We start from the raw sequence: 18,193 nt of genomic DNA, 5'->3' as shown, positions 1-18,193 counted from the left end.
CCGATATATAAGTAAAGAGATCGTGAAGCGGGAGTGTGTATCATGCAGGTTAATCATCTACTCAGTGGGAATACTGTGAATCCTAATCGTCAATTAAAGCAAGGAGATCTGTTGCGCGAAGCAACGTTTGAGCCTATCTCAGATACTGAAGCTAAAATTACGTATAGAGGAAAAGAAATGACAGTCACTGTAGATGGCAAGATGCCCCAGGCCGGAACAGCGTCATTTGTCGTAACAGAGGCTGGGGAAAACGGAATCCGTGTGCAGGAGTGGACGGCAAATGAATCAAAACAACAAACTAATCCAGCGGCTCGCTTTGTTGATTTAGCAGTAAAAGCTGGTGTTGACCGCCCAACACCTTTATTAATACAAGCAATGAAAATAGCAGGTGCGAATGGTCAAGATGTTTCAAGGGACACAATCCTTGCCCTGTCTCGATACCTTGAAACCTCAACGTCAACGGACTCCTCAAAACTAGAAACCGTTCGATCGTTAATGTCAAAGGATCTCCCAATAAATGAACGTCATCTAAAGGCTGTGCATGAGGCGTTACATGGTCGTCCGGTTACAAAACTCATACAAGAGCTAGAGCAACAGTTACCATCAAAAATAGAACGTAACATTCCTTCACTTTCTAAAGAACAAATGCTTCAGTTAATTAACCAACTCACTGAAGGGAAAAACCTAACAACGAGCCAACAACATTTTGTAGATAGTGTTCGCGCAAGTATTATTCAAGGGGTTACGAGAGAAAGTTATCAACAGTTACTTACATTAGTCTCAGAAACAATAGATACAAATATAACACCTAATTCTAATCCAAAAGAAGTACCTCAAAACACATCACCAACTGTAAATACGAAGCTAGTTACTAATGTAACACCGGCCCAAACACAACAGAGCATTTTTCATCAATTAAAACATATGGTTGAAACGAAAGATAATCCACAAGAAGCATTCGAGTCCGTAAAATCGATAGTACAGTCAACTAAAGATTTAGCACCTGACCAGTCTAATCGTCTTTCAAATCAAATTGATAAAGCGGTTGATCGATTGAACAACGGTAGAGAACTAGCAGCCAGACAAGTTTTTTTTGCAGCTGTTGAGTCTGAGGAAGCTCAGTTACAAACGAATGTCGCTCAGACTCATAGTGAACCTGAAGAAGTCGAACAACAAACAGATACGGCTAGGACTGTAATTGAAGCAGCAGGCGCCGTCCAAATACCAACGTCATCCACTAGTAAACAAATTGCCGTCACAACTGTTACTGAAAAAATGGCAAATGTGACGAATGAATTTAAGGCGTTTCAACGAGAGACCTCAAGAGCATTACGGCAAATCAATATTGAGCTAACTGAAAATAAGCAAATGGATACACAGGCACCCAAAAGCCAACTTGATGCAATTATACGGAAATTAGATCATTCAATTTTGCGTGGTGACGCGATGCAGTTTGCTGATATGAAAACAGAAAAACAGTTGATGATGGCGAGCAGTAGACTTGCAGATGCACGACAGCTACTTGCATCAGGCCATACCCAAAAAGCAGCTCAGATTGTTACGCAGGTTCAAAAACAAGTTGATGAACTTACGTTTAAACCTTCGCAGACAAAAGTTTTATTTGCGACAAACCAACAAGAAACCTCAAGTAGACATGCTCAATCTCAAGTTGCACCTCTTCAGCATTTTGAAGAAGCGGCAATGAAAGGAATGTCAGGGACTGCAAGAGGGGTTTTTGAAGCAGTAAGGCAAATGGGATTTAACCATGAGGTAGAGGTTGCTCAGCAATTGAGCGCAAAGGATGCTTTAAAAGAAGGTCCTCTTTCTGAAAGAAATCTAAAACAATCGTTATTGCAACTAGTGAACCAACATGATGAGGGTAGTAAAACAGCTCAACTGGCTAATCAGGCACTAAACAATCTCTCTGGCCAACAACTACTAAGTAAGCAGGATGCCCAACCAATACAAAGCCTGTTTTTCCAATTACCACTTATCTTGGAGCAAAAAGTTGAGCAACTTCAATGTTTTATTCAATCAAAAAAAGAGGGAGAGCAGGTTGATTGGCAAAACTGTAGCCTCTATTTTTTGATGGAAACACCAAAGTTGGGCGAGGTTGGAATATCGGTACGGGTAGTCCAACGACAACTATCTGTGACATTAAATAATGATCAAGCTGATTTTAAAGCAAGGATGGAGCCTCTTGTGGAAAAGGCGATTTCGAAGGTTGAAGCGATAGGTTATTCAATTTCCTCTATTGCATTTTCGGCTTTCTCAGAAAAACAGGCAGATGCGCCTGTAAGGCCAACTTCTAAACCAGTTTATTCGTCTGAGAAAGGGTTTGATTTTAAAATATGAGCACGTATCAATACTTTAATGAAAAAAGAAGAAAACAAACAAATGGTCCTTCAGCCGCTGTTATTCGATATGAAGACGAAGGATCTGCGCCTAAAGTTGTTGCACAAGGAAGAGGAAGGGTAGCCAATCAAATTATGGAGCTAGCGAAAGAGCACAATGTACATTTACAAGAAGACGCAAGTTTACTTTCGAATCTTCTTGATATGGACCTTGGCGATAACATCCCACCTCAACTTTACTCAGTTATGGCGGAGATTCTTTTATTAATAGAAGAGATGGAAGAAAACTATTAAAAATATCCGAGACGATGCCGATATGATAGATGAGGCAAAGGAGTGATTATGATGCCACTTATTTCTCAAGAAACATTGCATAAAAAAACACCTCAAGAGTTAACTCTACTTCTTTATGAAGCGGCATTAAATAATCTTGAGTTAGCTGAGAGTCACATTGATGAGGCTAACTTTGAACAAGTGAACAAACATTTGCAGAAAACGAGTGATATTCTTGAACGGCTTGGTGTAGGTTTAAACTATGATGCAGGAATTCTGTCTGATCAGTTGGAGCAAATTTATAATTATTTAGCTGATGAAGTCGTTACTGCTAATTTCTTAAAAGATAAAAAGCGTATTAGACATGTACACGAGATCTTACAATCACTATTTATTGCTTGGATCGAGGCAGTAAAAGGTAGAAAAGATTCCATAGATCGTATGAATATAAAACAGACAAATGCGTACGAAAAAAACGCTTCATATAAATAAATTCACGAGGAGAGATGAAACTTGAAAATTAATAATAATATTCAAGCCTTAAATGCGTACCGTAACCTCAGTCAAAATCAAATACATACATCAAAAAATCTTGAAAAGTTGTCATCAGGACTGCGTATTAACCGTGCAGCAGATGACGCTGCTGGCCTTGCAATCTCTGAAAAAATGCGCTCACAAATCCGCGGATTAGATATGGCTGAGCGAAATGCATTAGATGGAGTATCCCTTATGCAAACAGCTGAAGGAGCAATGCAGGAAGTTCATTCCATGCTACAACGCATGCGTGAACTAGCTGTACAAGCAGCGAATGATACAAATGATAGCTTTGATCGGGCTCAGATTCAGGATGAACTTGATCAACTATCATCTGAAATAGATTCAATATCTGAAAAGACTGAGTTTAACTCAAAGAAATTATTAGATGGAAATTTAACGGGTATTCAATTTCAAATTGGACCAAACACAGGTCAGTCTGTTTCATTTGATATTCCGAAAATGGACTCTGTAGAATTAGAGCTTACAGGTTTATCTGTTTCAACAAATGCTTTGGCTAGCAGTGCAATCGAGACGCTAGATAAAGCCATTGAAACTGTCTCAAAAAGCCGTTCCACACTTGGTGCGATTCAAAATCGTCTTGAACATACGATTAATAATTTGCAGGTAACAAAAGAAAACCTAACTTCTTCTGAATCGAGAATTCGTGATGCAGATATGGCAAAAGAAATGACCGAGTTTACTCGTAATAATATTTTAAACCAATCAGCAACAGCTATGCTTGGCTCAAGCGAATCAGCTACCTCAAGGCGTATTACAGCTTTTACAATAGGTTTTTAGACGAGAAGGAGGTTATCCTTTTCGTCTTTTTCAGGTAGAGTTCAAAGGCTTATGTTAAACTATATAGATCTGAATGGAAAGGCGTGAAACGCAGTGGATGTAGAGCGTATTATGCGTACTGGTGTTCAGAAGGTGGAACGAAAAAAGACTGAAGTTCAAGCTTCGACCACTTTCTCAGAAGTGATGAATAAACAACGTGTAGATAAAGTAATGGAGCAGCTAACGAAATTGATGCATCAAGTTGAGGATCAAGGCAAGGTTTTAGCTGAGACACGAACAATAGATGAATTACACAAATATAAAAAGCTTGTCAAAGAGTTTATGGATGATGCGGTGAAACACGGGTTAAGCTTAGAGGAAAAAAGAGGTTTTAATCGTCGTGGTCGTACAAAAATCTATAAGCTTGTACAAGAAGTGGATAGCAAATTAATTGATTTGACAAATGATGTACTGGATAAGCAAAAAAGTAGCTTAGATATTTTGAAAAAAGTAGGCGAGATTAAAGGATTATTAGTTAATATCTATGCCTAATCTGATGATTCCAAGCTCATTGGACTTTTTCTTTTTGGTTTGGTCATGATATACTTCCAAACAAGAAGCTATGGATAAGGGGCGGGGACAGTTGGATCGATTAATCTATACGTATAAAACAACCATTGATGCACCCACAAAACAGGTCTGGGACTTCTTTCAAGATCCTCTTAATTTAGCACGAATTCAACGTTTTCCAAAAGTGAATATCAAAGAATCTGGATCAAAAGAAGGAAGTCAGATCAAAATGAAGATTGGCTATCTAGGAATCGGAGTCAATTGGCACGCAACCATTGAAACGGTTAAAAAACCACATTACTTTATAGACACAGCTGAGAAACCTCCATTCCCATTTACCTACTGGCGACATACACATCGTTTTACAGTAGAAGATGGAAAAAGCGTGATGATTGATGAAGTTGAATTCGCTGCAAAATTGCCAAGTACAATAACAAATAAACTACTAACATATATGTTCCAATCGCGAGAAAAACAAATCACAGAAGCCTTTAAAGAGGATTCAGTTTAGAGAAAAGACTTAAGCTTGGACCTATCTATATGGATATTCTTCTAAGACGAACGATCACTGATCGTTCGTCTTTTTGTTATTGATTAAAAGAGTAAGCGGAATCTAGTATCACTCTCGCTCCGGGGACGGGGTAAGTCTCGCTTGGCGGCCTCCCTGCGGGTGCGGAGTGTATGTCCGAAGCGGTAGCCTTACTCATTTATTTATAATAGACAAAAAAACCGAATCATTATGTTGTGAGTTAAACATCATAATGGTTCGGTTTTTTGTGATTCTTGAACATTTCTGTCCCAAGCCCTTACATATGCAGATATTTACTGACTAAAGCAAGGATCGAACGTCTTGTTAAAATACTAACAAACAGCCCATTCTCATCAACTACGCACATAAAAGGGTGATTAATGGAAAGGGTCAAAGCTCGTGCAAAAGTAGCTTTATGTGAGATAGTCGGCACATCTTTATCCATAATATCAGCTACTATTTTATTTTGAAGTTTATCTACTTCAATGAATTCCAATCCGAGTAGTGAATCTAGAATTATGGACTTGCTAATTAAACCATGTAGTTTATCTTTGGTGTCTAGAACAGGAATGGCTGTATAACCGGATTTGACTAATACAAGCAGAGCATGCTCAAGAGGATTATTTAATTGTACATGAGCTACCTTTTCTGCTTGGATAAGTAACTCTTCAATCTCTTTATCCATGAGCTGTTGATTTTTTAAGATGTCAAACAACGAAATCACTTCTTTTTTAAGTATTTTTTAATTGAATAAACGTTTGGTGAAAAGAAAAATGCATATAGGGGGTAGCGTACAGTGAAACAGTTGTTTCTTTTATCCTACTAATAAATTCAGCTTTTTGTCAAGGAATCTGAAACGCTTTCACTCTATCCAAGCAATATTGAATAATGGAGTTTCAAATGGAAAAGCTATTAAAAAAACGAGGTGTAGATATGCATACCAAACAAACAGTGAAATATATTTGTGAGATCTTTCCTTCAGGTAATACATATTATTATAAGCAGGAGATCATTACACATGATTGTTGGGATAATGTACACTCGATCGCTTGGTCAACTCCTCGTCCAGTGTCCAAAAGAACTTTTGAAAAAAGACAGAAGGAACAATACCGAGTTGTTATTGTATATAAGCAATCTGCAACAATTATTAACCTAAATGAGTACAGATCGTAAAATTAGTAGTCTTGTCTCTTTAGGAGTTCATTGACAGAAGAATTATAAACCGATAGAATACTATTAAACTAATAAAGCATATATACTTACAAGGGATTATCTTTTTGGCTTAATATGTAGAGGAGGCCATATATGGATACACAAGATGACCTAGTCTTTGAGAAATTGTCAGATCTTTTAGAAAATCTGCAATATGGTTCTGTAACGATTTTTGTACAAGACGGTAAGGTTGTACAAATGGAGAAAAATGAGAAGGTTAGAGTAGGCAAAACGAAATGAAGGGAGGAAAAAGATATTGAGTCAAGTACTCTATGAAAATACTGACAAGCAGTCATTTGAACAAGTTAATCAATCACTTGCCAGCTCAGATAGTCTAGATGTCTTAAGATGGGCATTTGATATGTATGGTGACGAACTGGTTTATGCCTGTAGTTTTGGTGCCGAGAGCATGGTATTAATTGATCTAATTAGTAAAGTGCGTCCAAATGCACATATCCTGTTTCTTGACACCAATTTTCACTTCATTGAAACATATCAATTAATTGAAGAAGTTAAAAAGAAGTACCCTAAACTTCGAATAGATCTTCAGCAGCCTTCACTCACTCCAGAAGAACAGGCTGAGATACATGGAGATAAACTTTGGGAGTCCAATCCTGATCTATGCTGTAAGATTCGTAAGCTTAATCCATTAGAAGATAGATTAAATCAAAAGTCTGCATGGATATCGGGTTTACGGAGAGAACAATCACCAACAAGAGCAAATACACAATTCATTAATCAAGATAATCGATTTAAATCAGTCAAAGTATGTCCATTAATTCATTGGAAGGAAGATGAAATCTGGATGTACATCAATCTTCATAAGCTTCCATATAACAAGCTTCATGATCAAAACTATCCTAGTATCGGTTGCACACACTGTACAAAACAGGTAGCTGATGGTGAGGATAGCAGAAGTGGCAGATGGTCAAATACTGATAAAACAGAATGCGGATTGCATCAATAAAGGAGCGACATTGATTATGACAAGTATTAATGCACATGGTGGAGAACTTGTTCAACGATACCACCCTAATCACGACACATCAAACGCTACAGGAGAAATTGAGCTTGATTTATTTTCTCTTTCAGATCTTGAATTGATTGCAATTGGAGGATTTAGTCCACTTACGGGGTTTATGAACCAAGCGGACTATGACTCAGTTGTTTCGTCTCTAAGGTTGGCTGATGGTACGGTATGGAGTATTCCGATTACCTTGCCTGTTCCAGAAGAAAAAGCCGCCGAACTCAAAAAAGGTGAGCAAGCTACCTTGGTCTATGATGGTCAGATTTATGGAACAATAACGGTGGAGGAATGGTTTACACCAAATAAAACGATCGAAGCGGAAAATGTTTATCGTACCGCAGATTCGGCACATCCTGGTGTAAAGAAGTTATTCGATCGTCCATCTGTGTATGTTGCTTGTCCAATCATCTTAACAAAAAGACTTGATCGGGGCCGTTTTGAAGAATATCATCTTGATCCTAAGGAAACAAGAGCCAAATTTACGGAAAATGGTTGGAAAACAATTGTAGGTTTTCAAACTAGAAATCCCGTGCATCGTGCACATGAATATATTCAAAAATCTGCTTTGGAGATTGTAGATGGACTATTGTTAAATCCACTCGTTGGGGAAACCAAATCAGATGACATTCCGGCTGATGTTCGGATGGAAAGCTATGAAGTGTTATTGGAAAAATATTATCCGAAAGATCGGGTATCACTTGCCGTTTTCCCTGCCGCAATGAGATATGCTGGGCCTCGAGAAGCCGTCTTCCATGCATTAGTGCGCAAAAATTATGGATGTACCCATTTTATTGTTGGTCGTGATCATGCAGGTGTCGGTGATTATTACGGCACATATGATGCGCAGACTATTTTTGAGCAGTTTTCAGAAGAAGATCTTGGCATTCGACCTCTATTCTTTGAACACAGCTTTTATTGTAAGACTTGTGGAAATATGGCCTCAACTAAAACATGCCCTCACGACTCAGATAGCAGAGTCATCCTGTCTGGAACAAAGGTACGTGAGATGCTGAGCAACGGGAAGGTACCACCTGAAGAATTTAGTCGCAAAGAGGTTGTCGAAGTATTGATTCGGGGAATGCAGAAGGTGAGTGTGTAATGTCTAAATCAACAACAAACCTACACTGGCACCAAGCAGAAGTGACAAAGGAAAAACGTCAGGAGCATAAAGGCCATAAAAGCGCAGTGATTTGGTTTACTGGATTGTCTGGAGCAGGTAAATCAACTGTAGCTAATGCCATTGAGCAACGCCTAATACAAGAGAAAAAACATACGTATCTTCTTGATGGAGATAATGTTCGTTTAGGACTTAATAAAGGATTAGGTTTTTCTGAAGAGGATCGAAAAGAAAACATTCGTCGTATTGGTGAGGTGGCCAAGCTATTTGTAGATGCGGGAGTCATTGTTGCTACAGCTTTTATCTCACCATTTAGAGATGATCGCGATTCCGTACGTGATCTCTTGGATGAAGGTGAATTCATCGAAGTATATGTACGCTGTTCACTTGAAGAGTGCGAACAGCGAGACCCAAAAGGCTTATATAAAAAAGCAAGAGCGGGCGAGATCCCTGAATTTACCGGAATTAGTTCACCCTACGAAGAACCGAATAATCCTGAACTCATTTTAGATTCTGATAAAGAGTCAGTTGAAGAGTTGGTAGAAAAAGTAGTGGAGTATCTCAAATCCAAAAACCTTATTTGATGTTAGAGGAGAGATTTCTCTCCTCTTCTTTCTTATGGATTGGCTTTTTTAATGGCTGCTTCGGCATTAATTTCTCCGTATCCATAATAATTATCTTTTCCTGGCGTACCTAAATCATTGGCAGTGCTGCGAATGATCTCATACACCTCATCATTTGTTAGAGAAGGGTTGATTGAGCGAATTAATGCAGCAAGACCAACATGTGGACTAGCCATAGAAGTACCTGACATGACTACATATTGATTATCTAAATATAAGCTAGGAATACTTGTTCCAGGAGCTGCTACATCGACGTGATCGCCATAATTAGAGTAAAAGGCACGATCTTTTGATTCATCTAAGGCGGCTACAGTTAGAACTTCAGGATAAACGGCTTGGATACATTGGGTCACTAACATTATCATTACCTGATGCAGTGACAATCACAACATCTTTTTCATAAGCGTAGCGAATGGCATCATACAAGATTTTTGAATCATGATAGTCACCTAGGCTCATGTTCACTACATCTGCTCCATTATCAACGGCCCAGTATAAACCTTTGGCTACAGCATAAGATGATCCTTCTCCATTTTCATCTAGAACTTTTATGGGCAGGATTTTACTGTTCCATGAGACTCCAGCAATACCATCCTGATTATCCGTAATTGCAGCAGCAATTCCTGATACGTGAGTACCATGTCCATGTGAATCTGTAAAATCATCCGTATCATCAATGGCATTGTAACCTTTTACTGACTTGTTTTTTAGTTCAAGATGGTTTGCATCTATTCCTGTATCAATGATGCCAATGGTTACACCTGAACCATCAGAGTTGTTCCATGCCTTCTCAAGATCAAGTTGCTTTAAATTCCATTGATAGGGCTCAAAAAACTCGTCATTTGGAATCGCGTCTTGTTTGGCTAAACGATAGTCAGGTTCAACATAGCTTAAATAACGATTAGTAGATAAACGTTCTAACAACTGTTCAGAGGATGTGTCATCTTGTTCGACTAAATAAAACGGGTTATTGCTTTCAATAATGGTGAGGTCGGAATGATCTGCAAAAAATTCATCTGCATCTGTATGTTCTTTAAGCTTAATAACAGCCCTGTTTTGATGGAAATGTTCATTGTTCTTTGCGATTCGCTGATCGTCTGAATGAACAACAATTTTCCAACCAAGCTCAGATACCGTTTCAATATGCTGACCGTCTGGCACATCATCTACAGTTGCCCATTCAACATTGGTATGTTCACCTGAAGCAAAGAAGTTTCCGCCAACGTCTGCAACAGAAGCAATATCTTTAATGAACGCACGGACAAAGGATAGATCGATTTCGCCAACTACAGTGGAGCCGTCGTTTAGTTTTTTACCAAGGAGCATAAACTGAGTTCCATCTACTTCATAAGGATTTGAGTATTCATGGTCGCCTTTAGATTGGCTCAGCTTACTAAAATCAGGTTCATGTGTAAAACCTACATGCTGTTTTTCTTTCTGATCAACAAAGTGAGCAAAGCCGGTGATGTGTGGGTGTTCTTTAAGTTCAGATTCTAAAGCAGATTGAGTGATTTTATTTGAATCTGCCCATGTTTCAAGCTGATGATTCATTTGCTGAATAAATAAAGAAGTGGTTTGTTTTAAATCGCTTGCTAACAATTTATCCATTGAATGAGCTTCGTACTGTTTTTCAACGGTTAGACCTTGGATCGCTGAATGTTGGTCGGTTGGGAATGCATAGCTAGCTGATACGATAACTAATGCACATCCAGCAATGATCAGAAGTGGCTTGATAAAACGTTTTATGTTCATGAAGTAACCCCTTTTAATACGATAAATAATCATTTATCCTTAATAAAGGTAGTATGACTCTGTGATCACAATTAAATCGTGGAAATTAATAGGCGTAAAAAAACAGGAAGCTATACGCCTCCTGCTCATTATTTTCTAATATTAAATGCTGCATTAATTTGGCCGCGAAGCATACGTTCTCGTACTTCTTGCTTTTTAATGGCCTTTTGTTCCATTTTCCGAATTTCAAATGTTTGCATACCATCTTCCATCTTGTTCGCGATATCAATTAAACGCTCAACATCTAGGAAAGAATATTTGCGTGTGCCACCTTTTGAACGCTCAGGAAATAATAACTTACGTTCTTCATAGTAACGAATTTTACGTTCTGATAAGCCGGTTAACTCACTTACGATCCCAATGGTGATGACTTTCTTATCTTTATAAGACAACTGCTCCACCTCACTAAAAATCAATAAAACCAACTACTTTGTAATAATATATCACATTCAATTTATACTGTCAGAAGCATTGTTAGATAATCTTACTTAAATATTGGGAATGCATTACCAAATAAAGTGATTTTAAAGGTGTTTGCAGACTGAAGGAGAGTCCAATATGGATAAAACAGGCTTCGTATCATTTGTAGGAGCAGGTCCAGGTGATGCTGGATTAATTACGAGTAAGGCATTAGAACGTCTAAAGCTAGCAGATGTAATTCTGTATGATCGACTTGTAAACCCATTATTATTAGAAGAATGTGGGCCACATACATTATTAGTGTATTGTGGGAAACTTCCTGACAGACATTTGCTGAGACAAGAATCAATTAATGATTTACTGATCCAATATGCTTTAGAAGGAAAAAATGTTGTACGCTTAAAAGGTGGAGATCCTGGGGTTTTTGGACGTGTTGGAGAAGAAGCTCTAGCGCTTGAGCCTTATAACATTGCCTATGAAATCATACCTGGAATTACATCTGGCATTGCCGCTCCACTGTACGTTGGTGTTCCTGTAACGCACCGTAACCTAAGCACATCCTTTGCCATAGTAACAGCTCATAATCAGAAGGGGTCATCAACTGTTGATTGGCAATCACTAGCGAAAGGAATAGACACCATTGCTTTTTATATGGGTGTAAAAAGCTTAGATGAAATAACAGAAAATTTAATGAAGTACGGTCGTAATCCAGATGAACCTGTAAAAGTTATTCAATGGGGTACGCTAGGCAAGCAACGAACAATTACAGCGACTTTAGCCACGATTGCTGAAAAGTCTCGAGCGGATCATTTATCAAACCCTGCCATTACACTTGTAGGAAAAGTTGCAGGGTTAGGTCAAGGTCAAACGAATTGGTTTGAGCGCCAACCGTTGTTTAATACACATATCTTGCTGGCCCGTAGTTCGGCGCAAATTGGTAAGGGTGCTAAACAGTTGCAAGATTTAGGAGCGGAGGTATTTGAATATCCCCGCTTTCAGGTCCAAGCCAATGAGTATCCGGATGACGTTAACCTTTTTGAGTATGATCAGATCCATTTTAAGTCTGAAGAGGCAGTGACATGGTTCTTTAATTGGTTAAGTGAGAAGAAGATAGATATTAGACAAATAAAAGCAGGCATATACAGTGATTCTGGTGCTGCTCAACATGCACTTAAACGAGTAGGTATTCAAATTGGTCACAAATCGTTGCAAACAAAAGCTAAATCATTAATACTTGGAGCAACGAAACCATCTGAGTGTAAAGAGACTGACACATACGTCGAGACTCATCAACAAATACCTTTTACACAATCAAATCACACATTAAAACGATTATATGATGAGCAACGGTTCGAGATCGTCGTATTTCCAAATGCGAAGTCTATAGCAGGTGTTGTAAATGGAATAAAGGAATTAGCATTAACACCAGCTGAATTAAGTACTAAAGTCCAAATCATTTGTTTTGGACAAGCATCAGAGAAAGCCGCCATTGAAGCAGGATTTACTGTGACATATACATTATCTAAACCAAGCTGGCACACACTGACGGATTGGTTGCTAGATCTGAAAAAGGAGGTAAAAGCATGAAGGCTATCCTGTACGTTGGACATGGAAGTAGAGTGGAAGCAGGTAATGAAGAATTAAGAGCCTTTATTTCAAAGGCTAAACAGCAGTTTCCGGCAGTATCTATTCAAGAAACAGGTTTTATTGAATTGACAAGCCCCACTATTTTAGAAGCGATCACAAATTGTGTGAGGCAAGGCGCAACAGAAATTGCTGTGGTGCCAGTGCTTTTGTTAACGGCCCAACATGCAAAAGAAGATATCCCTGAAGAAATAGAAAAAGCAAAGGAACATTTCCCACATGTTCGCTTTGCTTACGGTAGACCTTTTGGAATTGAAGAAACAATTGTTGATTTAGTGAAACAAAGAGCGGAAGAGGCAGGATTAAAACAGGTTGATGGGCGACCAACATTTGAAGAAAGAGAGCCAACAACATTAGTCATAGTTGGTCGAGGAAGTAGTGATCCGGAACAAACGAGTGACTTGTTTAAAATCGCTCGGCTTGTGTGGGAGTCCACACCCATAACTGATGTTGAAGTTTGTTTTATCGCAGCTACTCATCCAACGGTTGATGAAGGTCTTCAAAAGGCGGCAAGGCTCGCGTCCGATACAATTTATGTTATTCCATATTTATTATTTACAGGTGTTTTGATGCAAGGCTTAGAAAAGCAACTTGCTGAGTTAAATAAAGTGTCGGACAAGAAAACCTTTATATTAGGAGATTATCTTGGTTTTGATGACCAGCTGATTCAAGTCTTAACAAACCGTACTAATGAGGTTCTAGTTAAACTGGGGTGAATAGGGATGACCGAGCGAATTCCATTAATGGTTAATATTCAAGGCAAATCGGTATTTTGCATCGGTGGAGGTAAGGTTGCTTCTAAAAGAATTCCTCTGCTTATTAAAGGTGGAGCAAACGTAATCGTCATTTCTCCAACTCTTCATGAAGAGTTAGAAGTATACATGTCAGATTTTCATTGGGAAAAACGAGAACTGCATGAGGCAGAGTCATTTAACGCTGATCTCTTATTTATCGCTACTAATAATCAACAGTTAAACGACGATTTATTAAGAATGGTTCGTGAAGGACAGTGGGTATATGCGGCACATAATGCAGAGAAAAGTGATTTTCACTTTCCCGCAGTGCTACATGAACCTCCAATAACATTGACAATTAGCACAGGAGGGGCTTATCCAGCCTATTTGCCTAAGCTTAAACAGATCCTGAAAGAGACCTTACAAAACGAGCATATTCTAGACGATCTAACGTATTTAAGTGAAGTCCGGATAAACATAGCAAACTCTTCACTCACTCTTGAACAAAAGACCTCCCTTCTACGAGCGTGCGCAACAGATGAATTCTTGAGACACCCTGAGAGAGCAAAACTTTTAGAACAATGGAAGGAAGAGGTACTAGTAAGCAAACAGTAAAAAGCGTGTAGGCCGATGTGGACCCTACACGCTTTTTGTTTTGATTAGTCTTTATTATAGTGAAGTTTTGCGACGGCATCGTGCTGGTGAATGGACTCTTCATTTCGACAATGTATTGTAAACTCACGAACTTCATCATGCTCGTACAAATCAGCAGCAACTAGTCTCGCCAAATCTTCAACAAAGCGTGGATTCTCATACGCACGCTCTGTAACAGCTTTTTCGTCAGGACGTTTTAACACGGGATAAAGGATTGAGCTAGCATTGGATTCAGCCGCTTCAACTAATGCTGTTTTCCAATCTGTCTCGGAATCATCTGTTGTGCGGATCGTCATCGTTACAAAACCACGTTGATTGTGTGCACTGTATTCACTAATCTCTTTTGAGCATGGGCATAACGTTGTAATCGCAGCTTCTAAGCTGATTTCCGTTTTGTAGCCACTTGCTTCATCAAATTCAACACGATACGTTACCTCGGCATGCGCTAGCCCTTCTTTTTGTGAAGAAGGTGCTTTTTTAAGGAAAAACCACGGGAAGGTCACCTCAATCTGTGCTCCCGTTTGGTTCATCTCACGAGAAAGTATTGCAGCAAGTTCACGTAATGTCTCAGGAGAAAGTAAGTGTACCTGATAAAATGCGTGAAGCTGCTCTGTTAATCGGCTCATATTGATGCCTTTATAGTCAGCGCCAAGATTTGTTGTTAAACGAAATTCAGCTGTTGCTGTTTGGGTTTCTGGAGCCCACGCAGATTCTACCATCACAGGGTATTTAACTTTTGAAATTCCAACCTGTTGTATAGGGAAAAAATAATCTGATGGTTTATTTTGCAAATCAGTCATAGCTTCTTTGTTTTTTGGTTTTGTTCCTTCTATTGGTTCAACTGAGCCAAATAAACGATGGCGTTCAGCCTTTGGTGGTAATACACGTGTCATCATGTTCACTCCGGTCTCTCAATATTCCAAGTGTGCTTGGTCTCATTCTTTTCTTACTTGTATTTTACAACAGGAAGGGAAGTACAAACAACAATATCGGTTTAACAAAGATCAAATTCTAAATTTTTCCTAAAATAAAGCGAGAAATCCTTACTTTTACGTGTTATACATGTAAAATTAATCTATACATAGATTGAGGAGTGGACTGATTGAAGTTTAAACATTTTATAGGAATAGGCATAGCCTTACTAATGCTTTCAGGGTGTCAAGAAATGACTGCAAACAATGAAGAACAGATGATGATCAAATCAAAAGAGCTATCTAATAATGAATCCAGATTATTAGGCACATTAACCGATTTTGCGACTTGGGTTGATATTGAAGAATTTAGTCCGGAAATAAACCAAATGAAAGTTGGTATGGACTATTATATCGATGGAGCATTGGTTGACGGTGATACAGAAATGACTTCATATGTTGGAGAGAAGTCAGAGAAGATTGAAGATATCCTCATTGCTTTAAATGTGAATGGAGACGAGCAAAAAACAATAAGTGGACTTATACAAGTAAACAATGAAGAAGGGAACACACGTTACGACTTCACTAGAAACATACCGGATTTCATGAGTGGGGGTAACCTTAGTCAGTATTTGTGGGGAGAAGGCGTTCAGGCAGTTATAGATGAAAAAATATACATTGGTTATTATGTAATAGGAGATCAAGATGTATCTGCACCATCACTTGAAGATGGCGAAGATGCCGATTTGAAAAACAGTAACGGTCATTTATTTGCATTTTATATATTGCTAGGTGAAGATTAAAAAGGAGCTGTGTCTATTGAAATTAGTAACGATTATCTTTCTTACGCTTGTTAGCATGATGATCACGGGGTGTTCAGCGGATTCAACACTTACGATTACGGATACGGATTTAAGCAATAATGAAGAAATTTTATTCGATGCGATTGCAAAGGAAACGTATCTGTTTGATCTAGAGGGGTCCTTACCAGTAGGAAAAGAAATGTATATTGGTGTTGATTATTATGAGTTTGGAGAATTAATAGAAGAGAAATCAATATTTGGGGTTGGCAGAAGTCATGATGAGGACGAGGAGTTTGTAGAAGAGTACGAAAAACTCTTTATCAGCTTGACCGAAGATGAATCAACATCTGTTGTGACTCTAGATATTGTCGTACATTCTGAAAATGGATCATACTCGACTTATTCTGAGTTAGGTGAATTAAATGTTGAAGGTAAAGCGTTTTCTTCAGGAAGTTTATTAAAAGATGAGAACAATGAAATAAAGTTATCAGAAGAAACAATTGACGAAAAAAACTATTTAGCTAGTTTCACCATAAGTCAGGATGGTACGTTTAGAGGTTTTGACCTTGAACATGCCACACAGCCAAATCAAGATTATGAATTTATGTATTTGTTTTATGTTCAACTTCAAGATTATGAAGAGAACTAGTGGCTAAAGCAGGGATTAACAAGCTCGATCAGCTAACGCTCTCTAACCGTTTGTAAGAGGCTCTTAAAGGCGTCATGTCCTTCGTAGCATCTTTGCGGAAAGCGCATAAGTATGCTATATTTGGAATGTTAAAAAAACGGATAAGAGAGAAAAAGTAAGGAGCTTGGAGAGGTAGAGATGAAGGTTGCAAAATTTGGGGGATCATCTGTAGCTAGTGCGGAGCAAATCCGTAAAGTTGCAGCAATCGTAGCAGAAGATAGCGAAAGAAAAATTGTAGTTGTTTCAGCTCCAGGAAAACGTGATAAGAATGATTCGAAGGTTACTGATTTATTAATTGAATTAGGTGAATTAAGCCTTTCAACGGGTGATGCAGAAGCTGAATTACAAGCTGTTATAGAGCGATACAAATTAATAGCAGATGATTTAGCCGTTGATCAAGAAATTATTAGTGTCATTGAAGCAGACTTACGCGAGCGGTTGGCAACAAATCGAGATAAACCAGGCGTTTTTATGGATGCAATTAAAGCAAGTGGAGAAGACAACAATGCCAAACTAATCGCAGCATTCCTTAAAAGCGAGGGAATGAATGCGACCTATTTAAATCCTAAGGATGCTGGTTTACTGGTTAGTGATGAACCAGGAAATGCACAGGTATTGCCTGAAGCTTATGATAACTTGATTAAACTTCGAGATACCGACCAAATCATTGTATTCCCAGGATTCTTTGGCTATTCTCCTGAAGGAACACTTGTGACATTTCCACGTGGTGGTTCAGATATCACAGGTGCAATCCTTGCTGCTGGTACGAAAGCAGAGCTTTATGAGAATTTTACAGATGTGGATTCAGTATACGCTGCAAATCCAAATGTGGTTGACAGTCCAGTTGAGATCAAACGCATGACTTACCGTGAAATGAGAGAGCTTTCCTATGCAGGATTTTCTGTTTTTCACGACGAAGCCTTAATTCCTGCGTTCCGTAATGGAATTCCGGTCTGTGTGAAAAATACAAACAACCCGTCATCATCAGGCACAATGATTATTGCAGAACGTGAATATTTCTTCAATCCAGTTATTGGTATTGCTGCTGATGATGGATTCTCAACAATATATGTACGAAAATACTTAATGAACCGTGAAGTAGGATTTGGTCGTCGTTTGCTTCAAATTTTAGAAGACGAAGGATTGTCCTATGAACATATTCCATCTGGAATTGATGATACGTCCGTTATTTTACGTGACCACCAATTAACAGATGACATGCAAGAGCGAATTATTGATCGCATCAAAAACGAACTTCATGCAGATGATGTTTATATTGAAAAAGACTTCTCGATGGTGATGATTGTTGGAGAAGGCATGCATAATACAGTTGGTGTATCGGCGCGTGCAACGCAAGCCCTAGCTCGGGCACATGTTAACATCGAAATGATCAACCAAGGATCCTCCGAAGTCAGTCTTGTATTAGGTGTTCATCAAGAGGATGCTGACCGGGCTGTTCAAGCATTATACGAAGAGTTCTTTGGTGCATCAGATGGGACGATTCAATAATAAAGAAAGACTTAATTAGC

The 18,193-nt window shown here is 38.6% G+C and carries 21 protein-coding genes and 1 pseudogene; 17 read left to right on the top strand and 5 right to left on the bottom strand.

All coding sequences use genetic code 11. The annotated features are described in order from the left end of the window. Positions 1–42 precede the first annotated feature (42 nt). The 6 genes and pseudogenes from NDM98_RS21655 to NDM98_RS21630 all read left to right on the top strand — a co-directional run bounded on the left by NDM98_RS21655 (position 43) and on the right by NDM98_RS21630 (position 5,022). Positions 43–2,355 (top strand): hypothetical protein, encoded by a 2,313-nt coding sequence (locus NDM98_RS21655; protein ID WP_251611565.1) that lies wholly within the window; start codon positions 43–45, stop codon positions 2,353–2,355. Continuing rightward, positions 2,352–2,648, top strand: coding sequence for an EscU/YscU/HrcU family type III secretion system export apparatus switch protein (locus NDM98_RS21650; RefSeq protein WP_251611564.1), 297 nt, complete (start codon positions 2,352–2,354; stop codon positions 2,646–2,648). The genes NDM98_RS21655 and NDM98_RS21650 overlap by 4 nt, the downstream gene beginning before the upstream one ends. 48 nt (positions 2,649–2,696) lie before the next feature. Further along, positions 2,697–3,119 carry a flagellar export chaperone FliS gene (gene fliS / locus NDM98_RS21645; protein WP_251611563.1) on the top strand — a complete coding sequence of 141 codons (423 nt, stop codon included), beginning with the start codon at positions 2,697–2,699 and terminating at the stop codon, positions 3,117–3,119. A gap of 21 nt (positions 3,120–3,140) precedes the next feature. Then, positions 3,141–3,954: pseudogene (locus tag NDM98_RS21640) on the top strand (flagellin N-terminal helical domain-containing protein). Between the two features lie 101 nt (positions 3,955–4,055). Further along, complete coding sequence (locus NDM98_RS21635; protein ID WP_251611562.1) at positions 4,056–4,493, top strand: YaaR family protein; 438 nt, start codon at positions 4,056–4,058, stop codon at positions 4,491–4,493. 91 nt (positions 4,494–4,584) lie between these two features. Further along, positions 4,585–5,022 carry an SRPBCC family protein gene (locus NDM98_RS21630; protein ID WP_251611561.1) on the top strand — a complete coding sequence of 146 codons (438 nt, stop codon included), beginning with the start codon at positions 4,585–4,587 and terminating at the stop codon, positions 5,020–5,022. A gap of 295 nt (positions 5,023–5,317) precedes the next feature. Here the strand turns inward: NDM98_RS21630 and cbpB are convergent, their stop codons facing one another. Beyond that, positions 5,318–5,755: a cyclic-di-AMP-binding protein CbpB gene (gene cbpB, locus NDM98_RS21625; protein ID WP_251611560.1), complete on the bottom strand. Its 438-nt coding sequence runs from the start codon at positions 5,753–5,755 to the stop codon at positions 5,318–5,320. Positions 5,756–5,940: 185 nt separating this feature from the next. Between cbpB and NDM98_RS21620 the strand changes: the two genes are divergently transcribed. The 5 genes from NDM98_RS21620 (at position 5,941) to cysC (ending at position 8,980) form a co-directional block, all read left to right on the top strand. Next, entirely contained in the window at positions 5,941–6,213 is a 273-nt protein-coding gene (locus tag NDM98_RS21620; protein WP_251611559.1) for a hypothetical protein, read from the top strand. A gap of 132 nt (positions 6,214–6,345) precedes the next feature. Then, positions 6,346–6,492, top strand: coding sequence for a YezD family protein (locus NDM98_RS21615; protein WP_251611558.1), 147 nt, complete (start codon positions 6,346–6,348; stop codon positions 6,490–6,492). A 13-nt stretch (positions 6,493–6,505) separates the two neighbouring features. Beyond that, entirely contained in the window at positions 6,506–7,219 is a 714-nt protein-coding gene (locus tag NDM98_RS21610) for a phosphoadenylyl-sulfate reductase (RefSeq protein ID WP_373370438.1), read from the top strand. Positions 7,220–7,235: 16 nt separating this feature from the next. Further along, positions 7,236–8,378, top strand: coding sequence for a sulfate adenylyltransferase (gene sat, locus NDM98_RS21605; RefSeq protein ID WP_251611665.1), 1,143 nt, complete (start codon positions 7,236–7,238; stop codon positions 8,376–8,378). Next, positions 8,378–8,980, top strand: coding sequence for an adenylyl-sulfate kinase (gene cysC / locus NDM98_RS21600; RefSeq protein ID WP_251611556.1), 603 nt, complete (start codon positions 8,378–8,380; stop codon positions 8,978–8,980). Before sat ends, cysC begins: the two co-directional genes overlap by 1 nt. A gap of 32 nt (positions 8,981–9,012) precedes the next feature. Here the strand turns inward: cysC and NDM98_RS21595 are convergent, their stop codons facing one another. From NDM98_RS21595 to NDM98_RS21585, 3 genes are all read right to left on the bottom strand, one after another. Then, on the bottom strand, positions 9,013–9,378 hold the full coding sequence (locus tag NDM98_RS21595) for a S8 family peptidase (protein ID WP_251611555.1): 366 nt from the start codon (positions 9,376–9,378) through the stop codon (positions 9,013–9,015). Next, complete coding sequence (locus NDM98_RS21590) at positions 9,341–10,771, bottom strand: S8 family serine peptidase (protein ID WP_251611554.1); 1,431 nt, start codon at positions 10,769–10,771, stop codon at positions 9,341–9,343. Before NDM98_RS21590 ends, NDM98_RS21595 begins: the two co-directional genes overlap by 38 nt. Before the next feature lie 128 nt (positions 10,772–10,899). Then, positions 10,900–11,202 (bottom strand): MerR family transcriptional regulator, encoded by a 303-nt coding sequence (locus NDM98_RS21585; RefSeq protein ID WP_143848559.1) that lies wholly within the window; start codon positions 11,200–11,202, stop codon positions 10,900–10,902. A gap of 166 nt (positions 11,203–11,368) precedes the next feature. Between NDM98_RS21585 and cobA the strand changes: the two genes are divergently transcribed. The 3 genes from cobA to NDM98_RS21570 are packed head-to-tail and all read left to right on the top strand — an operon-like array spanning position 11,369 to position 14,223. Continuing rightward, positions 11,369–12,817: a uroporphyrinogen-III C-methyltransferase gene (gene cobA / locus NDM98_RS21580; RefSeq protein WP_251611553.1), complete on the top strand. Its 1,449-nt coding sequence runs from the start codon at positions 11,369–11,371 to the stop codon at positions 12,815–12,817. Continuing rightward, a complete protein-coding gene (locus NDM98_RS21575; protein WP_251611552.1) occupies positions 12,814–13,590 on the top strand; it encodes a sirohydrochlorin chelatase in 777 nt (258 codons plus the stop codon). The genes cobA and NDM98_RS21575 overlap by 4 nt, the downstream gene beginning before the upstream one ends. A gap of 6 nt (positions 13,591–13,596) precedes the next feature. Then, positions 13,597–14,223, top strand: a complete 627-nt coding sequence (locus NDM98_RS21570; RefSeq protein ID WP_251611551.1) for a siroheme synthase domain-containing protein — start codon at positions 13,597–13,599, stop codon at positions 14,221–14,223. A gap of 44 nt (positions 14,224–14,267) precedes the next feature. On the opposite strand, the gene folE2 is transcribed toward NDM98_RS21570, so the two are convergent. Continuing rightward, entirely contained in the window at positions 14,268–15,158 is an 891-nt protein-coding gene (gene folE2, locus NDM98_RS21565; RefSeq protein WP_251611550.1) for a GTP cyclohydrolase FolE2, read from the bottom strand. Between the two features lie 206 nt (positions 15,159–15,364). Between folE2 and NDM98_RS21560 the strand changes: the two genes are divergently transcribed. The 3 genes from NDM98_RS21560 (at position 15,365) to NDM98_RS21550 (ending at position 18,173) form a co-directional block, all read left to right on the top strand. After that, positions 15,365–15,976, top strand: a complete 612-nt coding sequence (locus tag NDM98_RS21560) for a YgaN family protein (RefSeq protein WP_251611549.1) — start codon at positions 15,365–15,367, stop codon at positions 15,974–15,976. 16 nt (positions 15,977–15,992) lie between these two features. Continuing rightward, positions 15,993–16,625: a YgaN family protein gene (locus tag NDM98_RS21555; RefSeq protein ID WP_251611548.1), complete on the top strand. Its 633-nt coding sequence runs from the start codon at positions 15,993–15,995 to the stop codon at positions 16,623–16,625. Between the two features lie 177 nt (positions 16,626–16,802). Beyond that, positions 16,803–18,173: an aspartate kinase gene (locus tag NDM98_RS21550; protein WP_251611547.1), complete on the top strand. Its 1,371-nt coding sequence runs from the start codon at positions 16,803–16,805 to the stop codon at positions 18,171–18,173. The last annotated feature ends 20 nt before the right edge of the window (positions 18,174–18,193 follow it).

Source organism: Alkalicoccobacillus plakortidis (assembly GCF_023703085.1).
In the GTDB taxonomy this organism is placed as follows: Bacteria; Bacillota; Bacilli; order Bacillales; family Bacillaceae_D; genus Alkalicoccobacillus; species Alkalicoccobacillus plakortidis.
This window is presented reverse-complemented; position numbering and strand designations above follow the sequence as displayed.

Bases quoted from the DNA above. Each gene is read 5' to 3' on its own strand.
- NDM98_RS21615 (WP_251611558.1), top strand. From the start codon at position 6,346: ATGGATACACAAGATGACCTAGTCTTTGAGAAATTGTCAGATCTTTTA.
- NDM98_RS21595 (WP_251611555.1), bottom strand. From the start codon at position 9,378: ATGTTAGTGACCCAATGTATCCAAGCCGTTTATCCTGAAGTTCTAACT.
- fliS (WP_251611563.1), top strand. From the start codon at position 2,697: ATGATGCCACTTATTTCTCAAGAAACATTGCATAAAAAAACACCTCAA.
- cobA (WP_251611553.1), top strand. From the start codon at position 11,369: ATGGATAAAACAGGCTTCGTATCATTTGTAGGAGCAGGTCCAGGTGAT.
- NDM98_RS21570 (WP_251611551.1), top strand. From the start codon at position 13,597: ATGACCGAGCGAATTCCATTAATGGTTAATATTCAAGGCAAATCGGTA.
- NDM98_RS21575 (WP_251611552.1), top strand. From the start codon at position 12,814: ATGAAGGCTATCCTGTACGTTGGACATGGAAGTAGAGTGGAAGCAGGT.
- NDM98_RS21620 (WP_251611559.1), top strand. From the start codon at position 5,941: ATGGAAAAGCTATTAAAAAAACGAGGTGTAGATATGCATACCAAACAA.
- folE2 (WP_251611550.1), bottom strand. From the start codon at position 15,158: ATGATGACACGTGTATTACCACCAAAGGCTGAACGCCATCGTTTATTT.
- sat (WP_251611665.1), top strand. From the start codon at position 7,236: ATGACAAGTATTAATGCACATGGTGGAGAACTTGTTCAACGATACCAC.
- NDM98_RS21650 (WP_251611564.1), top strand. From the start codon at position 2,352: ATGAGCACGTATCAATACTTTAATGAAAAAAGAAGAAAACAAACAAAT.
- NDM98_RS21590 (WP_251611554.1), bottom strand. From the start codon at position 10,771: ATGAACATAAAACGTTTTATCAAGCCACTTCTGATCATTGCTGGATGT.
- cysC (WP_251611556.1), top strand. From the start codon at position 8,378: ATGTCTAAATCAACAACAAACCTACACTGGCACCAAGCAGAAGTGACA.
- NDM98_RS21550 (WP_251611547.1), top strand. From the start codon at position 16,803: ATGAAGGTTGCAAAATTTGGGGGATCATCTGTAGCTAGTGCGGAGCAA.
- NDM98_RS21655 (WP_251611565.1), top strand. From the start codon at position 43: ATGCAGGTTAATCATCTACTCAGTGGGAATACTGTGAATCCTAATCGT.